Source organism: Thorsellia anophelis DSM 18579 (assembly GCF_900111395.1).
Taxonomy (GTDB): domain Bacteria; phylum Pseudomonadota; class Gammaproteobacteria; order Enterobacterales; family Thorselliaceae; genus Thorsellia; species Thorsellia anophelis.
This window is the reverse complement of the sequence record NZ_FOHV01000004.1, coordinates 1-21,744: the sequence shown is the minus strand read 5'-3', so window position 1 is coordinate 21,744 and position 21,744 is coordinate 1. Positions and strand designations below refer to the sequence as shown.

Below are 21,744 nucleotides of genomic sequence, written 5' to 3'. Positions count from 1 at the left end.
ATTGAAACTAAGCAAGAAAATGAAAGGTCTTGCCTAATTAGAGTGGTGAGAAGTCGTAATTTATTTGTGAGGAGCGGTGTATATGAGTTTTCAAGATTTTCATCATGAAATTACAGCATCATCTTTAGATCTTGGGGGTAAATTGAATGAACTAGGCCTTATTATCACCACCGCAGAATCTTGTACTGGTGGTATGCTTGCTGGATACATTACTGCTATTTCAGGCTCTTCTGCTTATTATCACCAAGGATGGGTAACCTATAGTAATAGCGCCAAAATTGAAAATCTAGGTGTAAGTAAAGATAACCTGACGCAATTTGGTGCAGTGAGTGAACAAGTTGCAGCTGATATGGCGAAAGGCGCATTAGTAAATAGTCATGCTAATATTGCTATTTCTATTACTGGAATTGCTGGGCCTGAAGGTGGAAGTCTAGAAAAACCTGTTGGAACTGTATTTTTTGGATTCGCATTTAATAAAATTGATACAGAATCTGTGCTGCGATGTGATGTGATAAAGCAAGTATTTAAAGGTAATAGAGAGGACGTGCGTTTGCAGGCATGCTTATATGCAATCAATTATATTTTAGGGAAAATATGAAAATTAAGTTGATACTGTATAAATAACCAGTATAATGGATTCATACATAGAAGCAAAACTTTAAGAATGATAACTTATATTGTATTAGTTTTGTAGCATCATATAATCGAAATACACAGAAGATACGAGGAAATAGAATGAGCAATATTGACGAAAATAAGCAAAAAGCACTTGCAGCAGCAATTGGTCAAATTGAAAAACAATTTGGTAAAGGTACTATCATGAAACTTGGTGAAGATAGGACTATGGATGTTGAAACTATTTCGACTGGTTCATTGGGCTTAGATGTTGCACTAGGTGCAGGTGGTTTACCTTTAGGCCGTATCGTTGAAATTTTTGGACCTGAATCTTCTGGTAAAACAACTCTTACATTACAAGTTATTGCTGCAGCTCAAAAGAATGGTAAGGTGTGTGCTTTTATTGATGCAGAACATGCACTCGACCCAATTTATGCTCGTAAGTTAGGTGTTGATATTGATAACTTATTATGTTCACAACCAGATACAGGTGAGCAAGCACTTGAAATTTGTGATGCATTAGCCCGTTCAGGTGCCGTTGATGTCATTATTGTAGACTCAGTTGCTGCATTAACACCAAAAGCTGAAATTGAAGGTGAAATTGGTGATTCTCATATGGGATTGGCTGCTAGGATGATGAGCCAAGCAATGCGTAAATTAACAGGAAATTTAAAAAATTCAAATACATTATTAATTTTTATTAATCAGATTCGTATGAAAATTGGTGTAATGTTTGGTAGCCCTGAAACTACAACAGGCGGGAATGCATTAAAATTCTACGCTTCAGTTCGTTTAGATATTAGAAGAACTGGATCAGTTAAAGAAGGCGATGAAGTAATAGGAAGTGAAACACGCGTTAAAGTAGTAAAAAATAAAATTGCAGCGCCTTTCAAGCAAGCTGAATTTATTATTACATATGGAGAAGGAATCAATATTCAAGCTGAATTAGTTGATCTAGGTGTGAAACACAATTTGATTGAAAAAGCTGGTGCTTGGTACAGCTATAAAGGCGATAAGATTGGCCAAGGTAAAGCTAATGCTTGTCGATATTTAAAAGAACACCCTGAAATTTCAGACGAAATTGATAAAAAATTGCGTGAGATATTATTGAATCCTAATAATGTTATTGCTGAGACTTATGAAGGGGATGATATTGAATTAGTAACCGAGCCTGATCTAGAGTAATCTTTCTTAGTGCGAAGTGAAAAGTTCTTTTTCAAACAGGTATAAAATAATATTTAAAGTACTTGAAATCATCATACTGAAATGATTTCAAGTACATAAGCTAATTAAAACACCTGCATCCAATTTAAATGGTGTAGGTGTTTTTTTTTAAATTAATCTTAAGGTCTATTCACATGACAACACTTAGAATTGCGACTAGAAAAAGTCCACTTGCAATGTGGCAAGCTGAATTTGTAAAAGCAGAATTAGAACGGCATTTTACAGAACTAAAGGTTGAATTAATCCCATTTGTGACAAAAGGCGATATAATTCTTGATACTCCACTTGCTAAGGTAGGCGGTAAAGGATTATTTGTTAAAGAGTTAGAAATGGCTTTATTAAATAAAGAGGCTGATATAGCAGTGCATTCCATGAAAGATGTACCAGCTGAATTTCCAGAAGGGCTCATGCTAGGGGCAATTTGTGAAAGAGAAAATCCACAAGATGCGTTTGTTTCGAATAAGTTTAGCTTAATAAATGAATTGCCTAGTGGGTCGGTGATTGGAACATCAAGTTTGCGCAGACAAGCCCAGATAAAAGCATTACGACCAGATATCATCATAAAGGACTTAAGAGGAAATGTTGGGACTCGTTTAGGGAAATTGGATAACGAAGAATATGATGCGATAATACTAGCAGCAGCTGGTTTAATCCGATTAGGTTTGAATGATAGAATAGCCAGTTTGCTAGAAGCAACTGATTGCTTACCAGCAGTAGGGCAAGGTGCAGTAGGTATTGAATGCCGTATTGAAGATGAAAGAACTCGCTCATACCTAGAAGCTATTAATCATAAGCAAACAGCAATTTGTGTACTTGCAGAAAGAGCATTTAACCATTATTTACAAGGTGGTTGTCAAGTGCCTATTGCGTGTCATGCAAATTTGATTGATGGAACACTTAGTATCGATGGATTAGTTGCAAGCTTGGATGGACGGAATGTAATTAAAGATACCTGTAGTGGTGATTCTTTAGATTATGAAATCTTAGGGCAGACTTTGGCAAAGAAATTAGTCAGTCGAGGCGCTAAGGAGTTATTGGCAGAAATAGGGTTGTAGGATTCATTATCTCATAACTGAATGAAATTAATTAATGAATTTTATTTTGTTTGGATCATAAGACAAAATAGAATTCTAAATTTAAAAATGCAGTGGTACTAGATAGAATTGAACATTTAACTAAATTTACTGGACTAGGGTATGACTATCAATAGGCGTATAGTAATATGTAGACCATTAGCTAAAGCTCAAGAGCTAGTAATGAACCTTTCTTTAAATGGTATTGAATCATACAGTGAGCCATTGATTAGTATTTCAATTGGTCGAGACATTGATTTAATTGAAACTGAATTGTTGTCATTGACAGCTGATAGCTTGGTTTTTTTGCTCTCTCCGAACATATTTTATTATAGTAATGCTTTACCTCGGTTAGAGGCACTTAGAATTACTCGTGCATTTAAAGATTGTTTAGGAAACTATTTTGCTATTGGGCAATCAACAGCATCAAAATTTTTACAATTAACACAAAAAAATGCATATTATCCTGATGGTCGCGAGATTAGCGAGAATCTTATAAAGTTACCGATACTCGAAACTGTAATTAAAGAATGCAATAATTTAAAAAAACAAGCTTTAATTATAAGAGGTAATAGTGGACGAAATATAATTTCAGATTACTTAACTAAAAGAGGCCTAGTTGTTAAAGAATTAGAAAGCTATAGCAGAATTCCAATTAATTTTAACCAAACAAATATAGAAGAACATGTTACTTTTGGTGGGATATGCCTTTTTATTGTCACGAGTGGTGAAATTTTAAGTTTACTTACAAAGGGAATCCTTAAGATGATCGGTGGAGCTGAATATATCAAAACTCACGAGATTATGGTGGTAAGTGAACGACTAGTTAATCTTGCAATTCAAAGCGGTTGGAAAAATATATTTTTATCAACAAATGCAAATAATGAGGATATTACAAACACAATAATTGAGATTGTGAAAGATGGCACAAATTAAAAAATTTATTCATATTGATATGGATTGCTTCTACGCAGCTGTTGAAATGCGTGAAAATCCGCACTATAAAACATTACCATTAGCGATAGGCGGGCCACCTGACAAAAGAGGTGTTATTTCAACAGCTAATTATATAGCGAGGCAGTTTGGAGTCAAAAGTGCAATGGCTACAGGGCAGGCAATAAAACTATGTCCTAATTTAATCATTTTACCGGGTCGCATCAACTTTTATAAACAAGTATCTGAACAAATACACGAAATTTTCAGACGGTATACAAATCTAATAGAGCCTCTTTCACTTGATGAAGCCTATTTGGATGTTACCAATAGTAGAGTATTTGACGGATCTGCTACTTTAATTGCACAAGATATAAGAAAAGCAATTTACGATGAATTAAATTTAACCGCATCTGCAGGGGTGGCATCACTCATGTTTTTGGCAAAAATTGCTTCCGATATTAATAAACCAAATGGTCAATTCGTAATTACTCCAAATGAAGTGAATAGTTTTATCGAGGGATTGGAGCTTCGCAAAATTCCGGGTATAGGGAAAGTCACGGCTGAAAAACTTAAAATATTAGGTTTTAAAACTTGCCTTGATATTAAAAAATCTAATTTACCTTTTTTGGTCCAAAAGTTTGGAAAATTAGGTATTTCAATGTGGAATAAAGCACATGGTATAGACGATAGAGAGGTTGTATCAGATAGAGTAAGAAAATCAATTAGTGTTGAAAAAACATTAAATGAAGATATTTATGATTGGAAAGAATTTACTCATCACTTTGATATTTTGTATCGTGAATTAGAACAAAGAATAAATCGGAATGATGCAATACAACTAATTCGTAAAATTAATGTTAAAATCAAATTTGAAGATTTTAAACAAACGACCTTAGAAATGGTATCATCTGAATTAAATTACTTAGCATACATGGATTTATCGAAGAGAGTATGGGATGGAAGACGTAATATGAGAGGGGTAAGAACAATAGGGCTAGGAACAATTCTGAGTGCAAAAGAACCAATAGAAAAACAGCAACTTTCTCTGATGTTCGATTAGTTAATTAAATAGAGCGATTTCATCTTGTGTTAGCATCCTATATTCACCTAAACCTAGAGATTCATCCAGTGCTAAATTACCAATCTTAATGCGCTGTAAATTAATCACTCTATTATTAACAGCCGCAAACATGCGTTTAACTTGGTGATACTTACCTTCATAAATTGTTAGTTTTGCTGTATAAGGGGTTAAAATCTCTAAGTCAGCAGGTGCTGTCGGAAACTTTTCTTGATTTAGCATAATTCCGGCTTTGAAAATAGCTACAAGGGATTCATCTAAAGGCGCTTTAACTTCAGCAATATATACCTTAGAACACAGCTTTTTAGGCGAGGTAATACGGTGAGACCATTGACCATCATCAGTTAGCAAAACTAAGCCCGTTGTATCAACATCTAAACGACCAGCCGCATGCAGGCTATAAGCACTAGGCTCATCAAGCAATGATGTGACTGAAGGATAAGAACTATCATTATTAGCGCATACCAAACCAACGGGTTTATTTAACATAAAATAGCGAGTATTGCATAAAAGCTTTATTAATGAATCATCCAAACATACAGCATCATCGAACGAGATTTTATGTGAACTCGACTTAATATGAGAACCATTAATAGTAATACGTTTTGCTCTAATTAGCCTCTGAATTTCAGCTCTGCTGACACTTAGCGTTTGAGCTAAAATTTTATCTACTCTTTCCACTAGTTACTCCGAGTTTGCTCTGCAATATATCCATTTAATTTGATGAGGTTAGCGGGAGATAAAAGGCCGCTTTGACGCAATGAAACTAATGAAATAAACTCTAATATTTGATTCCTTGAATAGGGAATGCCGTTTAATACATAACTATTATTCGCATATGAGAAGGTAAAGCGAACAGTGTTATCATTCAACATAATAACACCACTATTTACTAATAGGCCTATATTATTATCTACCAATTGACTATTTTTAGACATTGCAACCGACTCTTCTATGCCCATTATTTGATCAATGTGTGTTATAAGTTGGGGTAAAACCCCTTTAGCAGCTGCTATATCAAGATGAAATACATTTATATTTTTATATGGAGAGGTGGTGTTATTAGACGAATTATAACTAAGATTACTTGCGAAAAGGACTTCTGAGTTAATCGTTATTTCACCTTGACTATTTCTCCAGTTAAGCGGAGAAATTTGGTACCCAGGGTTATCTTCAAGAGATCTAAAAATTGATTCTAGAGATGCTAAAAATGAGTCTATTGAAGGATCAGGATTTATTGTGGTTCTATTAGACTCCTCAGAGACAATAAAATTAAATGCGTTAGTATAAAAATTAATTGCATCTTGGAAACTACGATGTAATGAAATGAAAGTTAAATCACCACTACCAAAATTTAAGCCATAAATAATAAGATTATCAAGAAGAAGAGCATTTTCTATTTCAGTAATATTTTCACGTTGTATTTCATTTTGTTTCAGTTCAAAATTATCCATGCCTAAAATGGGGTATTTAGAAATATTGAATTTAAAATTAGTAATATTCAGCTCTTTATCACCTAAGTTAAAATCATTGTGAGCTGGATTAGCAAGATATTTAAAAGAAAATGAACTAAATTTAAAATGATGCCTAGGAGAAATATTTGATTGACTTACAATTGCATCAATTATGTGACCGCTTGGAATCCACGGTGAATTTAATTTAATGTCTACATCTTCTAAGTTCATGGTTAAATTAGAGATGATATCATGAGCTGATATGGAGAAATTTACATTTCCTCCATTGAATTTGATAGGCATCTTAGGTTGACTATACTCAAAGGGCAAAAAATTACCTGAAACAGAAATATTTCTATTAAAAGAACTGCTAAATGTCATTACTGCAATAGGATCTGTTCTTGCGATATCAGCTGGTCTATTAAGAAATGCCCTATCAAATACCGACGGAGGTATTTCAAGTGTATATTTAGATAATAAAGGTGTGAAATCAAATTGGACTAGGTTGGAAGTGGGGAAAGGACCACTTTCAATAGTTAAATCAAGATTGTAACGTTTTAAATTTTGTTGATTTGAAGGTAGGTTTAATTCGGATTTTGGTACAATGCTGACTATAATTCTATGCTGACTACTGAGTAAATTATTTTCTAATTCTCGATGATTAAGGCTTATGCTTAAATTTGGAGGAATATGTTTATTCTCACTTAAGTCTACATTTACCTGCTCGATTAGCGTGAGTAATTTTTGTTTAGCTATAACACTTGAGTAGAAGCTAAAACCTAGATAGGCTGAAATTAGCACAATTAAAAAAAGAAGTGTAAAAAATATTTTTTTCATATTAGTCAGATTTTAGAGTTCGGTCATGAGTTCATTCTATCAGAGTTAATAACGCGTTAGTACTTTAAACCAAGGTAAGACAGGATATTAAAATAGTTAAAGATTAAATGCTTAATGAATTTTTGTTGTTCAAGAACTAGAGGTAAATGTCATGATCTTTTAAATAAAATCATAAGTTTACTTAATCTTATTGAATATCCAATCAAAAAATACTGTCGTTGGATAAATGCATATCTTCAACTTGTTTCAATGTGAAATCATGATAAAAGTTACAGGACAAAATTAATATTAGACTTTACAAAACTATAAGCAATAATTTTATCAGGCTATAAAGAAATTCAATGCCACTTTATCATTACGTGCTTTATTATACTTAAATTTTGAACTGAAACAATTAAATTCATGCTATTGTAAAAAAAGGTAAATGATTCATGCTCGTATGGCCAGTGTTTATGTGAGTTTTATTAAGTAAATGCAGATATTGAAACATGCATATGATATCCCTGTTTATCTAAAATTTCTTCTTATAGCACAATTAAAATTGTTTTTTAAACGAGTTTTGTGTTATGTTTTAAAATGAGCATAAAATTTGAATCAAATTATATGAGTCAAAATAACACTAAATTCAAATTTATACAGAAAAAAATGTAACTTAATGATAATGTGATTAGTGAAAAATATCGATTGAAAAATCTCAATATGGCCTTATATAGTCATTGTTGTCCTTGGTAAAGATTCTGAACCCTTTTCTGAATGAAAATAAATTTATAGATTGAATGTCAATCATTTTATTAGGTGAGTATTATGGGTAAGTCCCTTGTTATAGTAGAATCCCCGGCAAAAGCCAAAACAATCAATAAATATCTTGGAAAAGATTTCGTTGTTAAATCTAGCGTCGGTCATATACGTGATTTACCTACTAGCAGCACCTTATCTACTAAGGCAGAACCTGCTAAAAATGGAAAAAAAACAGGTGAAATAAAAGCTACTAAAAGGCTTAAAGCTGATCCAAAAGATGCTTTGGTAAGAAGGATGGGAGTTGATCCTTATAATGATTGGCGGGCAAATTATCAAATTTTACCAGGAAAAGAAAAAGTTGTTAGCGAGTTACAAGCACTAGCAAAAAATGCAGATCATGTTTTTCTGGCAACGGATCTTGATAGGGAAGGAGAAGCTATAGCGTGGCATTTGCAGGAAATAATTGGAGGAGATTCTTCAAGATTTAGTCGAGTTGTATTTAATGAAATTACTGAAAATGCGATTAAACAAGCATTTGACAATCCTAGTGAAGTTAATTTACAAAGAGTCAATGCTCAACAAGCTAGACGATTTATGGATAGAGTTGTTGGGTATATGGTTTCCCCTCTGCTTTGGAAAAAAGTAGCAAGAGGATTATCTGCAGGTAGAGTTCAATCAGTTGCAGTGAGATTAATTGTTGAGCGTGAACATGAGATTAAAGCATTCATACCAGAGGAGTTTTGGCGTATACATGTTGATGTATTGACTAAAAGCAAAGAGCAGCAAGTTCTAAAAGTTGAAGTGCATACTAAAAATGGTAGCGCTTTTAGGCCTGTGAGTAGTCAAGAAGCTATGATAGCAGTATCAGAGCTTGAAAGTGCTAAATTTGTTGTTTCTGAAAGAGAGGCAAAACCCACTCAAAGTAAACCGAGCGCACCATTTATTACCTCTACTTTGCAACAAGCAGCAAGCACACGCTTAAGTTTTGGCGTCAAAAAAACGATGATGCTGGCTCAAAGATTATATGAAGCTGGTCATATTACATATATGCGTACAGACTCAACTAATTTAAGTGCTGACGCACTTGTTATGGCGCGAGATTACATTTTAAAATATTATGGCGATGCCTATTTACCAAGCTCTCCAAACCATTATAGTAATAAAGATAACTCTCAAGAGGCACATGAAGCAATTAGGCCATCTGATGTCAACGTTTTATCTGAAATGTTGAATGATATGGAACCTGATGCAAAAAGGCTTTATCAATTGATTTGGAGTCAATTTTTAGCATGTCAAATGACACCAGCTAAATATGATTCTACCTTAATAAGCATCTCTGCTGGAGAGTATATCCTTAAAGCAAAAGGCCGCACATTAAAATTTGATGGTTGGACAAAAGTTTTAAATGCTATTCGTAAAAATGAAGAAGATAAAACTTTACCGCTTGTCAATGTAGGTGATGAATTACCACTAGGTGAAATTTTCCCAGAACAGCATTTTACAAAACCACCAGCAAGATTTAGTGAAGCCTCATTAGTAAAAGAATTAGAAAAAAGAGGTATAGGCAGGCCTTCTACTTACGCTTCAATTATATCTACTATTCAAGATAGGGGATACGTTAGAGTTGAAAATAGGCGGTTTTATGCTGAAAAGATGGGGGAAATTGTTGTTGATAGATTAGAGTCTAGTTTTAAGGACCTAATGAGCTATGATTTTACAGCAAATATGGAAAATAATCTTGATAAAATAGCTAAAGATGAAGCTAATTGGAAAAAAATATTGGATATTTTCTTTGCGGATTTTACCAAACAATTAGAAACTGCTGAAAAAGATGTGGAAGAAGGCGGCATGCTTCCTAATAGCGTTGTTTTAACTGCTATTGATTGCCCACTATGTAACAGAAAAATGGGAATTCGTACTGGTAGTACGGGGGTTTTCTTAGGATGCTCAGGTTATTCACTAACACCAAAAGAACGTTGTAAATCGACAATAAACCTAATCCCGGAAGTTGAAGTATTGAACATACTTGAAGGCGAAGATGCTGAAACTAAGGCATTACTCGCTAGGAAAAGATGTCCAAAATGCTCAACTGCAATGGATAGTTACCTTATCGATCCTAAAAGAAAACTTCATGTATGTGGTAATAACCCTAACTGTGAAGGCTATGAATTAGAAATTGGTGAGTTTAGGATAAAGGGGTATGAGGGGCCAATTGTTGAATGTGAAAAGTGTAGCAGTGAAATGCATTTAAAATCAGGTCGATTTGGTAAATATATGGGATGTACAAACGACGATTGTAAAAACACGAGAAAAATACTGCGTAATGGTGAAGTTGCACCACCAAAAGAAGATCCTATCCCATTGCCTGAATTAGAATGTGAAAAATCTGATGCTTATTTTGTTTTAAGAGATGGGGCTGCAGGGGTCTTTTTAGCTGCGCATAATTTCCCTAAATCTAGGGAAACACGAGCACCTTATGTGGATGAATTAAAAAGATTTGAGGATAGATTACCTGATAAATTGCATTATCTTTCTACTGCTCCTTTGACTGATGATGAGGGAAATCGTACATTTGTCCGGTATAGTCGAAAAACCAAGCAACAATATGTATCCTCAGAAAAAGATGGAAAGCCGACAAGCTGGTCACGTTATTATGTCGATGGAAAATGGATTAATCCAAAAGATTAATTTTGTGCTATACAAAGATACAAAAGGCGGCAGTCGCGGCCTTTTTATCCTGTTTGCTGTGAAATCCCATCTTTCTTTGCGGGAGATAGAGGCTTAACGATATAATTGTTAATGTTTTCTTTGTTGTTCTATATAATTTGATGATGGTATTGAAATTTTAAGAGTGTTGCATCCAAAAAAGCAATTTGCCTATAAATTAGCTTGGTAAAGTCTATATTTAATTGATGCACCACCTAAAAATACCAATCGAATATGTTATTGATTCTCTATATAGAAAGAAAATCGTTCAAAGCATACTCATTTAATGCGAATGTTGTAATTTATTAACAGCTGGAGTCAGCAGTAAGAACTCACAATGGCGAGTTGATAATAAACTAACCGCAATAGAGCGCCTTCCTTATAGGGAGGGGAAATTTCATCATATCAAAATATTTATTTGATAATCATATCTCAGTCACATTTTTTCAAGTTAATATGCCAATCTGCACCAGATCCAATTCCATGTTTTTCAGCAAAACTATCCATGTTGAGAGCAATTGATACTTGTAATAAGCTATTTAAATAAATAAGTGGTGAACCTTCAGGTACTTCGCCGAAACTTGTTACATAAGGGGCTTTCCCATCATATTTTTGAGTCTCGCCTTGATTAATTGTAAAACATACATTGTCACCATAGTTGACCCCGATCTTAGTTAGGAAAGATTCATCAATATTACTCCATATATTACCGTATTGGATGTCTAAAATTGGAATTGTCCCTTTTACATTACCAGAATCTTCAGTTGCTTTTTGATACTCAATTGAAACTACTTGATTTGGCAAGATTGGGCCTACCTCTTCAAATGTTATCGCACCTGAAGCTAATCTTGCACCTGTGTAAGAATAGACATCTCTACCATGGAACGTATAAGATTTTTCAGAACCTTTAAGTCTATTTTTTGTTTCATCAATTTGTCTAATCGCTTCGATACCAAAATGTTCAGCAACTAGTGTTAAGGTACCGTTATCAGGAGACACAATAAAATGACCGGTTTTAGTTTTAAGTACAACTGAATGTCTATCAGTTCCAACACCAGGATCGACAACACTGACAAACACGGTCCCTTCAGGCCAATATTCAATGGTTTGATACAATCTGTACGCGCCTTCCCAGATATTATATGCTGGTACTTCATGCGTGAGATCATAAATAGGTAATGTTGGTGAAACACCAAATGCAACACCTTTCATTGCAGATACAGCCCCGTCTTTTAATCCAAAATCAGTTTGTAGCACGAGTGCATTATTTGCGAGTGTTGCTGTGCTGATACTCATAAAAATAGCGGCAATCACGCTTTTTTTTAGTTTATTGATTTTCATAAAATCTCCTATACAAATAGTCATATTAATTTAACGTTAAGTTATTAATATTAAATATCTTAATATCATGGTTTAACGGGATGCTAAAGAAAAAAGTTACTTAAAAATTACTTGTGTTGCAATTGACCTGCTATAGGCTAAATTATATTTAAGGTTTGCCACTCATTGATAAGTTGCTTACACCATAAATCAATCCGATTATCTGTTAATTCATATTGAGAATCTTCATCTAATGCTAACCCAACAAAATATTTACCATCTAGCGTAGTAGGTAGAGTACTTGTGAATGTATAGCCATTTGTAGGCCAAAATCCACACCAGTTAATAGAATCATTTTTGATTGATTGGTACAATAAACCCATCGCATCTAAAAACCAATCACTATAGCCTAATTGATCACCTAATCCAAATAGTGCAATTGTTTTATTATCTAAGTTTAAATTTTTTATGTTATCCCATTGAATCAGCCAATCTTCTTGGAGTTCTCCAAAGTCCCATGTTGATATCCCTAAAATGAGTACATCAAATTCATTGATATGAGATAAGGGGGTATCTTTAATATTATAGAGCTCAATTGCAAAGCTACTCGAGCTGCTAGACGTCTTTATTAATTCAATAAGCTTATCTTGAATTTTTTCAGCAACAATTTCCGTATAGCATGTTGTTGAACCAAAAAAAATTGCAAATTTTAAATCTTCATTAGGGAGTAATGTCTTCATATTTCAAGTAAGTTTTATAAGAGCCTTGTTGTTTAAATGTAAATATTTAAAATCGTTTGAACAGAGCATAGTCTATGTTATGCGAGCAATCAATACGTATATTGATATTGATTCAGAATATTAGTTAAGTAGCTTTCTACTGAATTTTTATGCATAAATATTAAGTGTAAAAGTTACCTTGATTTATAGGGAAATAAGTTATCAAGTTAATGCTTAATAGTGATAAAAATGTTGCTGAGTGATAATCCTGCTAATTCTTGATTATTTCTTTATGAAAAATTTACCTTTCTGATGAAATTTTAGACATTTTTTTTATCTTTAGCAGGTTAATCTAACACCATCACAAGTGACTGGTCAGAGCATAAGTATATTTAAACTCAAGGTTATTTTTTCAATCATTATTTTAGCATAGTTATTCATAGGGTTGGTAAGTAAAGTTTAGCGATCAGATGTGAATAATTAGAGTATATATAGAGTAAAAATGTATTCATCTTTTTTAAATTACATAAATAATTGCAGGTTACCCCCTTTAAAAGGGTATTGTTTTGCGGTACTTATTTGTTTTTTTACGGTAATAATTACAAAACAAATAGTAAGCTCTTTTGAAACAGCAAATATCATGATGATATTTCTTCTAAGTGTCGTTGTTATTGCCGTTAAAGCTGGAAGAGGGCCGGCTGCATTAGCTGCATTTATTAATGTTTTAGCTATGGATTTTTTCTATATTGGACCAGTTTTCACTTTTTCAGTGTTAGATCTTCAGTATTTGATGACTTTTGCCATTATGCTTGGGGTAGGTTTGCTCATAGGACAATTAACAGCAGGATTAAGGTTTGCGGCGACACTTGCTGAAAAAAGAGAGCAAAGGGCATCATCTTTGTTTCAACTCACTCAACACTTATCAGCAGTGGTTTCAAGAGAACAAGTTAAGACAATTGGAGAACGAGTTATAAGGCATTTTTATTCTGGAGAGGTGGTTTTTTTACTTGTAAATGATGAATTCGAGTTGCAGTTAGATGCATTGCAACATCCAGATATAGAAATTGAAGCAATAAATTGGACATTCTTTAATGCGAAGATTTCTGGAATTTATACGCGCCATTTCAGTGATTCGAAATGGCTCTATATGCCTTTAGAAGCGCCATCATCATTGGGCGGAATTTTAATGCTAAAAGCGGATAATCCAGAAGGATTATCATCTCCTGAGCAGTTACGCCATCTGCAAACCATTACACGGCAACTTGCAATTGCTTTAGAGAGAATACACTTTAGTTGTAAAGCACAAACAGCATATATCAAATATGAAACAGAGCAGTTGCGAAGTACTTTATTGTCTGCAATTTCACATGATTTAAGAACACCATTAACAGCTTTAACTATTATGGCTGAGCAGTTAAAAAATGAATATAAAGAAAATAAAAAACTATACTATCAAATCGATAATCTAGTCGCTAAAACATGTCAAATTAATAGATTAGCAATGAATCTTCTTGAAATGGCAAGACTTCAAAGTGGTGATGTAAATATCGCAGCAGATTGGCAATCGATTGAAGAAATAGTTGGTTCAGCATTACGATCTGTTGAGCAAAATATACCTAAAGATAAACTTATTACCAAGTTACCTTGTGATTTACCACTAGTTCAATTTGATGCAATGCTTATTGAGCGTGTATTAGTTAATTTAGTCGAAAATGCAATTAAATACGGGAAACCCCCGATAGAGATAAGTGTTGAGGTATTGCCATCTTTCTTGGTAATTAAAGTATTAGATCATGGCGATGGTATACCTCAAGATTTAGTTGGCAAAGAGTATAAACTCTTTGAAACGTTCACTCGCGGTGTCTCTGAATCTGCTCAAACTGGTGTTGGTTTAGGGTTAGCAATTGTTAAAGCGATTGTTTTAGCCCACAAAGGAACTATAACAGCAGCTAATAGCAAAACCGGTGGCGCATGTTTTACAATAAAATTGCCAAGGAAGGCACCGCCAGAAATTATGGAAGAAGAAATATGCAGTTATCAATAGCAGTAATTATTGAAGATGAACCTCAAATTAGGCGTTTTGTAAAAGAAGCGTTACAAGAAAATAATTGGCAAGTATATGAAGCGTCTACTTTAAAAGACGGTTTAATTGAGGTTGCAACGAGGCAACCTGATTTACTTATACTTGATTTAGGATTACCTGATGGTGATGGGCAAAATCTTATCAAAGAAATCAGAACTTGGTCAAAAGCGCAAATTATTGTGCTTTCAGCAAGGCATGATGAACAAAATAAGATTAAAGCATTAGATTCTGGTGCTGATGATTACCTTTCTAAGCCTTTTGGTATTGGGGAACTGTTAGCAAGAGTAAGAGCATCCCAAAGAAGACCTAAATCCGATTCTTCGAACCAATCAAATAGTTCTGGATTTAATATTTCAAAAGAAGAAAGCTCTTTTACATTTGGGAATATCATTGTTGATAGGGTAGCAAGGCTAGTTAAAAAGAATAACAAAGCAATTCATTTGACTCCTATAGAGTATAGGTTATTAACTGTATTAATTTCTAATGCAGGCCGAGTGTTAACGCATAGGCAATTATTACGTGAAGTATGGGGAGCCGCTTACTCTGATAGAGGACATTACGTTAGAATTTACATGGGGCATTTAAGGCAAAAATTAGAAGATGATCCATCACAACCAAGACACTTATTAACAGAAACAGCGGTTGGATATCGGCTGGTTGTTGATGAATTGTAAAAGCATAATTTTTTGTTTCTAAAACACTATTTAAAATTTTGTGCATCATTATGTTCTATATTATCCCTTTGCTTATGCAAGGGGATTCCTGCAGAGTCATTTTAGTCTAAATAAGGGCTGTAAAGTAGTCTCGTTTTTGCGTCTCTGGCAATTTTTAATTTTAAAAACAAATATAATAAAGATGAGTAAATACACTATTTAAATTACAGCCTCTAATAAGCTATTAATAACCCAAATACTCTGTACCTTTGTATTCAATTTGTATGTGACTGTGAAAATTTTGATGATTAATTAATGCTTTACGATTGACAGTGGTTAAGATCATATTATATAAGTTCACATAAAATTAGTTTAACAAATAGGTTTGGTTTTTAAAAGGCTAGTGACTCACCTTCATTTAAAATATATAACCGTTTAGTGTCTTCACTATTTCTATATTCTGGATAAACCACAAATCCTTTTTTGAACACAGATACATTTGGTTGGTAATCAATATTCATCTGCCAATCAATAACTTTTTTATCTAACCGATATCTAGATAATTTATATTTTTCATTTTCAATGCTTCTATCATTAATTTGAAGTAAAAGTGCATAAGTATCATTATATGAAAGCAATGAATATATAGGATTAGCAGTGATTAATTCAGCATCATAAATTTGATTTTCGAAAGGTATATAGTCATTTTCATCACTTTTTCCTCTGTAGATATAATTTAAAAATTCATTTTTAATTGTGATATATGTTTTTTCATATACGACCTGTTTTCTTTTTTTCTCTGGAGGATTACTTAACCCAGCTTTAAAAGTTGCTTCGCTTATTAAAGTATTTGAAGACGGGTAATAATAGTAAAAAGCATTGTTGTTAGTTTCTAAGAGTAATGAGCTGTGATTGTTAATGTTTATTTTTTTTATGCCTGAATTTAATTCTTTAAAAGTATTAAAAATTGTCGAGTCAAAAGGTATCACTTCAAAGCTGTTCTCTTTTAAATCATCAAATTTGATTTTAAAAATCTCTTTACCTAGAACTATTACATAAATAGTTCTATCACCTATTCTAGATGAAGATATTGTTTTTTCTATACCTACATATTCATTTGACCATTTATGGGTAAATGCTCTTAAGTCAACAATACCTTTTAAATCTATTGATGTGATCTCACCAGTTAATAAGTTTTCGACTACCAAAAAAAAATCATCTGAATCATTATATACCTGTTTTATGGATAAATTATAAGGGACGTCTAAATCAGTTGAACTCAAATTATTTAGCCTTAAATAACTAAATTGATTATAGTCATCATCAGCATCTATTATTTGGCCATAGGTAATAACACTATAACCCTCACCAGGTGCGTTTTGCTCTTCAAAACTCATACCATAAGATGGCAAGCCATTTAGTGACTCTTTAGGTAGTGACTTTTCTAATGTTGATGTCTTTCGGTTGTGATTTACAGCTTCTAAATCGACTTCTAGCAACTCATTTGTAATTACTGGTTGTAACGCCAGCTTTTTATGGATATATATTCCAACAAAAAATATTAATGCCCCCAAAAATAAAACAACAGTCTTTTTATTTTTCATTAAACACATTCCTTATGAAGGTGGTCACAATAGTACAACTAAAATAAATTTTTAATTTATCATATTATGTTGTAATACTTACCATTGTGAAAGTACTTTTGGTTAAATGACGTATTTTATTCTTCAATCTTAAAAACTCCGTATTCAAGGGAAGAGGAGCTCAAATGATTTATCAACTAAGTCTAGATTTAAGATTTTTTCCTTAATTACGCTTTGGAATAACTCATGTTTTCTGAGGTTAAGAGTGTTTTTTTTTAAAAGCGTTTGAATTATAACTTTATTAGTAATCAGATAGTTAGAATAGCTAATGTGTTTCATTAAACTTTCAGAATGTAGAGGTAGTTGCAAAATTAGGGTTGGGTAATAAGATTATTTGAATTAATTTCAATATTTGTGATGTGAAAGTAAGGTAAGTGTTAGATTCCTAACCATTTTATGGTATAATGAGTTCGCAAAAACTAAATAAGGAACCTAACCCATGAATACTACCGAATTCAATAGATTAATGCAATTAAATTTTTACGTGCACAATTCACTATTCCCTTTTCTTTTAAATCAAGATATTGTTTTAACTGATAAATTACGCGAGCTGATAAAAGCAATTGAAATCTCTGAAATAGATAAATTTGTTCGCCTTAAATCCAAAGGTTTTGCAGGAAGACCACCTGCAGATCGCATCCAATTCGCTAGAGCCTTTATTGCTAAAGCCGTATTTAATTTGAGTACAACAAATCAGTTAATTGAGCGCTTGACTTATGATAATACTTTGCGGGTTATATGTGGTTTTTCTACTACACATAACTTACCTGATAAATCCTCTTTTTCAAGGGCTTTTAAAGAATTTTCTGAGTATAAGTTACCAGAAATTACTCACCAATCTTTTATCAAAAATCATCTCAGTAATGTACTATTTGAATCAGTTAGCCATGATTCAACAGCAATAGAATCAAGAGAGAAAGCGATTAAAAAATCAAAAGAAATAGAAGGTAATACAAATAATACAACAGTTGATGAGCCTAAGAAAAAACGAGGACGTCCTTCAAAGGAAGCATTAGAAAAAAAGAAAATGATGCAACAAATTCAAGAAACACCTATAAGTTTTATTGATGCACAACGGAAAAAAAGTGTTGCTGAAAATATTCAAAATTTACCCAAAGTCGCGGCATATAGCTGTAAAAAAAACAGTAAGGGATTTAAAACAACTTGGCTTGGTTATAAACTACATATTTCTACTGCACCTGGTGATATTCCTATAAGCTGTATTTTAACTTCAGCATCTGTTCATGATAGCCAAGTAATGGTCCCATTAATGCAAGAAACAACAAGCAAGATAGATTACTGCTATGATCTAGCTGATGCAGGATACTGCAGCAAATCGTTAAGAGAAGCTTCTTTAGAACTTGGTCATGTGCCATTGATAGATCATAATCCGAGGCGGGCAGATAAAAAGGAATTTGAAGCATTTGAAGCGATAAAATATAAGGCTCGTAGTGGAGTGGAAAGAGTCAATGCTCACCTTAAAGACTTTCACGGTGGCAGAAATATATGGGTGAAAGGCGCCGAAAAAGTTATGACACATCTTATGTTCGGTGTACTAGTGATTACTGTTGAGCAAACTTTGAGATTTGCGACCTAATAGACTCACTTTCACAAAATTAAAAGGTAAAATTAGATGCATATTTGAATGTGTTGAAAGCACTTTACCCGAAAAAGCTAAATTGTTGGCTTTTTCGCCTAAAAGCAAAAAAAATCGCGATCTCCGCTTCGCGGAGACTTACAAAATGGTATTTTGTTTGATTTTGCAACTAACTCTGTATTAAATCATTAACAGAGATTGAAATAAATTGATAACCGCTAACTATCAAAGATATAGGTGTATTATTGATTCACTAACAGCATCTCTGGTGATTTTGGAGCTATCAGTTGAATCATCTGTAATTGCTTCTATGCTCGGACAAAAAAGCCATAAACGAGCACTTATGCTTTAAAATCGTTAACTGGTAGTACAACAACGTCTAAATGTATTGAGAGACCACATCTAGATACACATGTTTGTTTTTAAATAGCACGCTTTAAAACAGTAATCCGATTGAATTTATCGTTTTGTTTATCAATGTGATTATGAAACACTCTAACTGCTTCACCAATACCTATAGATGTAAGTGTCGATTTCTTGAAAATTTTTTGTATTTGATTATTTAGCATGTAATGATAATAGGCTTTAATGTGTAGCGATTTGTATTGAATAGATATTTGGTGCTCATTTTACAGGGCACCAACGAATTAAAGTGCCGAACACACAATTTTATATAGAAAGCCTTTAATAATGAAATAGTTTGCTTAACTCCCACGCAAACCTGCTATGTGTTAGAATGGCTAAACTATATCCCCCTGGATAATATAGACTTTTGACCATTTTTATTACTATTTTTTAAATTTATTGCTTTACAGGTATTTATAAAGGCGAATTCAAGTCATAAGTGCATAACCCTCGAAAATTTTTTCTTTGGTTATGCCTGTTAGTTCCTCGAATGCTTCATAGGGTGTTTTATAACCCAAACATTTTCTTGGTCTGCTATTTAGTTTATCAATAGCATCAAGTACTTCTACTACTTCAACATCATTCAGTTGCCTCGATTTAGGGAAGTATTGCCTTAAGAGGCCATTTGCATTTTCATTTTGTCCTCTTTCCCAAGAATGATAAGGTTTAGCAAAATACGTTTCACATCCTAATATGCTCGCTATGACTTCATGCGCTGCAAACTCCTTGCCATTATCAAATGTGATACTTAGTACTACTTCTTTAATAGGCTCAAGCATTTGCGTAATCGCATGCGTGACCTCTTCAGCGCTTTTGCGACTAACTGGCAAAGCTAGTCGTAGTTTTGATTTTCGCTCATCCAAGGTGGCTAATGCACCCTTGTGTTTGTTTTCAATCATGGTATCAGCTTCCCAGTCACCGATTCGTGTTCGGTTATTGGCTGCTTCAGGTCTTTCATCAATATCTCTTCTATTAGGTATACCAGACCTGCTACCTGTGGTACCGTAACGCTTTCTGTAGGACTTGCCCTGATGTCTTAAATGTGTATACAAATCACCGCCTGCTTTTTTATCTGCCAAGATATATTGGTAGACTGTTTCATGATGCAATTTAATTATGCCTTCACTTGCTAACCGTCCCACTATTTGTTCAGGGCCCCATTCTCGACGATGGTATTTATCAATTTTTTTAGTTATCTCAGCTGTCAATTTTACAAGTTTATGCTTGTCTTTATTACGGTTTACTTCTCTGCTAATTGTACTTTGTGAACGCTCAAGATCTCTTGCTATTTGTGATAAAGACATTCCTTTTTTCAATGAAGTATTGATATAATGCCCTTCTTGAAGACTCAGGTGATTGTAGCTCATTGTGTAGCCATCTGCTTTGTTTCGTCGCTTAGCATTATATCTCTGAGTTTTCATCTTTTCGACCCTCAATTAATGCCATGCGACTGACAGCGGCTATGCACTTATTATACGAATCAACGAAATATAAATATCTATTTTTTAGAAATCATATCCCGAGAACATTCTTTAGCTTTTCTAGAGCTAACATATGCTTCTCATTCGACATTTTTGCCAAATTGACTTGTTTCCATTTGATTGCAGGAAGCTCACTAACTCCTTTCAAACCAAGTAACGACCAATAAGGCTTTCTACTTTTAAAAGATAGCAAAAAAGACTTTTCAATATCAGTCAGTTCCAGATGAATGAGATCTACCAAGCGTAATCTTACAGTTTCTAATTCTGCCAACGAGACATCTATCTGAGCCATGTTGATAAATTCACCTTCATAAGTGGCAGTAATATCCTTAAATTTAGGACTAAGTAATTCTGCCATTGGCCGATTATGGCATGATAAATAAACGAGTAATGCTTTACGAATTTCATCTGTTAGCCCTTCATTGTCCAAAAGCAACTTTACATCAAATAAGTCCCTTGGATGCTGTCTATCCAATGCCGCACATATCTTCCCAGCATATAGATCAGCGAGATCAACAACGGGCATTTCAACATAACCAAATTCGTCTTCTACGGATGTGCAAACTTCCATCAGTTTTGGTTTATAAACAGTGCCTCGCAATACAGGTGATAGTTCTACCTTGACCTGTACACCATTACGAGCAACAATCAACCTAAGTGTATCTTGTTTTGAACGATAAGCTTCCGTTAGCTCAACGTCTTTAAACGCTTTTTTTAAATCCACACCAATAGTATCAAGCGCTTCACAAATTTCCAACAATGCATCATCACGAAGCTTCATTGGGAGATACACTAAATCAATATCGACCGATAAACGAGGAAACTCTCTAACAAATAAATTGATTGCTGTACCACCTTTGAGAGCAAAGCATTTTTGTTTAGCAACGAAAGGCAACACCCGTATCAAAAGCTCTACCTGTTTGTAATAAATAGTATTTTTATTCACCTATGAACTCATCCTTTAGTTCCAACCGCTATATGCTCAGGTACTGTTATTAGATACTCTTTATCCAACGTGCCCCCCTTAACAATAACACGTTTACCTGAGCCTAAATCATAATTTTCTACATTTAACTTATCAAACCAAGAATAAGCTTGGCGTTTTGCAAGCCAAAAGAACAAGCGTTTAGCCTTAACACTTTTACACGCTTTTAATAATATATCAAGCTTTCTAGGTGATAA

General features: G+C 33.6%; 17 protein-coding genes. 9 read left to right on the top strand and 8 right to left on the bottom strand.

The genetic code is table 11. The features are described from left to right. Positions 1 to 82: 82 nt before the first annotated feature. The 5 genes from BMW37_RS03135 (at position 83) to dinB (ending at position 4,908) form a co-directional block, all read left to right on the top strand. Entirely contained in the window at positions 83 to 598 is a 516-nt protein-coding gene (locus BMW37_RS03135) for a CinA family protein (RefSeq protein WP_093317757.1), read from the top strand. A 137-nt stretch (positions 599 to 735) separates the two neighbouring features. After that, entirely contained in the window at positions 736 to 1,800 is a 1,065-nt protein-coding gene (gene recA / locus BMW37_RS03130) for a recombinase RecA (protein WP_093317756.1), read from the top strand. A gap of 173 nt (positions 1,801 to 1,973) precedes the next feature. Further along, positions 1,974 to 2,894 carry a hydroxymethylbilane synthase gene (gene hemC / locus BMW37_RS03125; protein ID WP_093317755.1) on the top strand — a complete coding sequence of 307 codons (921 nt, stop codon included), beginning with the start codon at positions 1,974 to 1,976 and terminating at the stop codon, positions 2,892 to 2,894. Positions 2,895 to 3,035: 141 nt separating this feature from the next. Continuing rightward, positions 3,036 to 3,848, top strand: a complete 813-nt coding sequence (locus tag BMW37_RS03120) for a uroporphyrinogen-III synthase (protein WP_093317754.1) — start codon at positions 3,036 to 3,038, stop codon at positions 3,846 to 3,848. After that, the gene (gene dinB / locus BMW37_RS03115) at positions 3,844 to 4,908 is read left to right on the top strand and encodes a DNA polymerase IV (protein ID WP_093317979.1); all 1,065 of its coding nucleotides are present in this window, start codon (positions 3,844 to 3,846) and stop codon (positions 4,906 to 4,908) included. Before BMW37_RS03120 ends, dinB begins: the two co-directional genes overlap by 5 nt. Here dinB and rsuA read toward each other — a convergent pair whose 3' ends face one another. Together rsuA and BMW37_RS03105 are read right to left on the bottom strand one after the other, a co-directional pair. Then, positions 4,909 to 5,607, bottom strand: coding sequence for a 16S rRNA pseudouridine(516) synthase RsuA (gene rsuA, locus BMW37_RS03110; protein ID WP_093317753.1), 699 nt, complete (start codon positions 5,605 to 5,607; stop codon positions 4,909 to 4,911). Next, positions 5,607 to 7,217 (bottom strand): DUF945 family protein, encoded by a 1,611-nt coding sequence (locus tag BMW37_RS03105; RefSeq protein ID WP_093317752.1) that lies wholly within the window; start codon positions 7,215 to 7,217, stop codon positions 5,607 to 5,609. Before BMW37_RS03105 ends, rsuA begins: the two co-directional genes overlap by 1 nt. 804 nt (positions 7,218 to 8,021) lie before the next feature. Between BMW37_RS03105 and topA the strand changes: the two genes are divergently transcribed. Continuing rightward, a complete protein-coding gene (gene topA / locus BMW37_RS03100; protein WP_093317751.1) occupies positions 8,022 to 10,643 on the top strand; it encodes a type I DNA topoisomerase in 2,622 nt (873 codons plus the stop codon). 450 nt (positions 10,644 to 11,093) lie between these two features. On the opposite strand, the gene BMW37_RS03095 is transcribed toward topA, so the two are convergent. Next, on the bottom strand, positions 11,094 to 11,957 hold the full coding sequence (locus tag BMW37_RS03095; RefSeq protein ID WP_425441754.1) for an SAM hydrolase/SAM-dependent halogenase family protein: 864 nt from the start codon (positions 11,955 to 11,957) through the stop codon (positions 11,094 to 11,096). 182 nt (positions 11,958 to 12,139) lie between these two features. Beyond that, on the bottom strand, positions 12,140 to 12,721 hold the full coding sequence (gene fldB, locus BMW37_RS03090; RefSeq protein WP_093317749.1) for a flavodoxin FldB: 582 nt from the start codon (positions 12,719 to 12,721) through the stop codon (positions 12,140 to 12,142). A gap of 481 nt (positions 12,722 to 13,202) precedes the next feature. Here fldB and BMW37_RS03085 point away from each other — a divergent pair, with 481 nt between their 5' ends. Further along, positions 13,203 to 14,744 (top strand): DUF4118 domain-containing protein, encoded by a 1,542-nt coding sequence (locus tag BMW37_RS03085; RefSeq protein WP_093317744.1) that lies wholly within the window; start codon positions 13,203 to 13,205, stop codon positions 14,742 to 14,744. Then, positions 14,729 to 15,457, top strand: coding sequence for a response regulator (locus tag BMW37_RS03080; RefSeq protein ID WP_093317743.1), 729 nt, complete (start codon positions 14,729 to 14,731; stop codon positions 15,455 to 15,457). The genes BMW37_RS03085 and BMW37_RS03080 overlap by 16 nt, the downstream gene beginning before the upstream one ends. A gap of 371 nt (positions 15,458 to 15,828) precedes the next feature. Here the strand turns inward: BMW37_RS03080 and BMW37_RS03075 are convergent, their stop codons facing one another. Further along, positions 15,829 to 17,040 carry a hypothetical protein gene (locus BMW37_RS03075; RefSeq protein WP_093317741.1) on the bottom strand — a complete coding sequence of 404 codons (1,212 nt, stop codon included), beginning with the start codon at positions 17,038 to 17,040 and terminating at the stop codon, positions 15,829 to 15,831. Between the two features lie 478 nt (positions 17,041 to 17,518). On the opposite strand from BMW37_RS03075, the gene BMW37_RS03070 reads away from it, so the two are divergent. After that, the gene (locus BMW37_RS03070) at positions 17,519 to 18,676 is read left to right on the top strand and encodes a transposase (RefSeq protein WP_093317740.1); all 1,158 of its coding nucleotides are present in this window, start codon (positions 17,519 to 17,521) and stop codon (positions 18,674 to 18,676) included. An 833-nt stretch (positions 18,677 to 19,509) separates the two neighbouring features. Here BMW37_RS03070 and BMW37_RS03065 read toward each other — a convergent pair. The 3 genes from BMW37_RS03065 to BMW37_RS03055 form a co-directional block, all read right to left on the bottom strand. Further along, on the bottom strand, positions 19,510 to 20,502 hold the full coding sequence (locus tag BMW37_RS03065) for an IS30 family transposase (protein ID WP_093317738.1): 993 nt from the start codon (positions 20,500 to 20,502) through the stop codon (positions 19,510 to 19,512). A gap of 91 nt (positions 20,503 to 20,593) precedes the next feature. Then, positions 20,594 to 21,460, bottom strand: a complete 867-nt coding sequence (locus tag BMW37_RS03060) for a nucleotidyl transferase AbiEii/AbiGii toxin family protein (RefSeq protein ID WP_245711018.1) — start codon at positions 21,458 to 21,460, stop codon at positions 20,594 to 20,596. Positions 21,461 to 21,516: 56 nt separating this feature from the next. Continuing rightward, a partial coding sequence (locus tag BMW37_RS03055) for a type IV toxin-antitoxin system AbiEi family antitoxin domain-containing protein (protein ID WP_177168562.1) occupies positions 21,517 to 21,744 on the bottom strand: 228 nt, incomplete at its 5' end.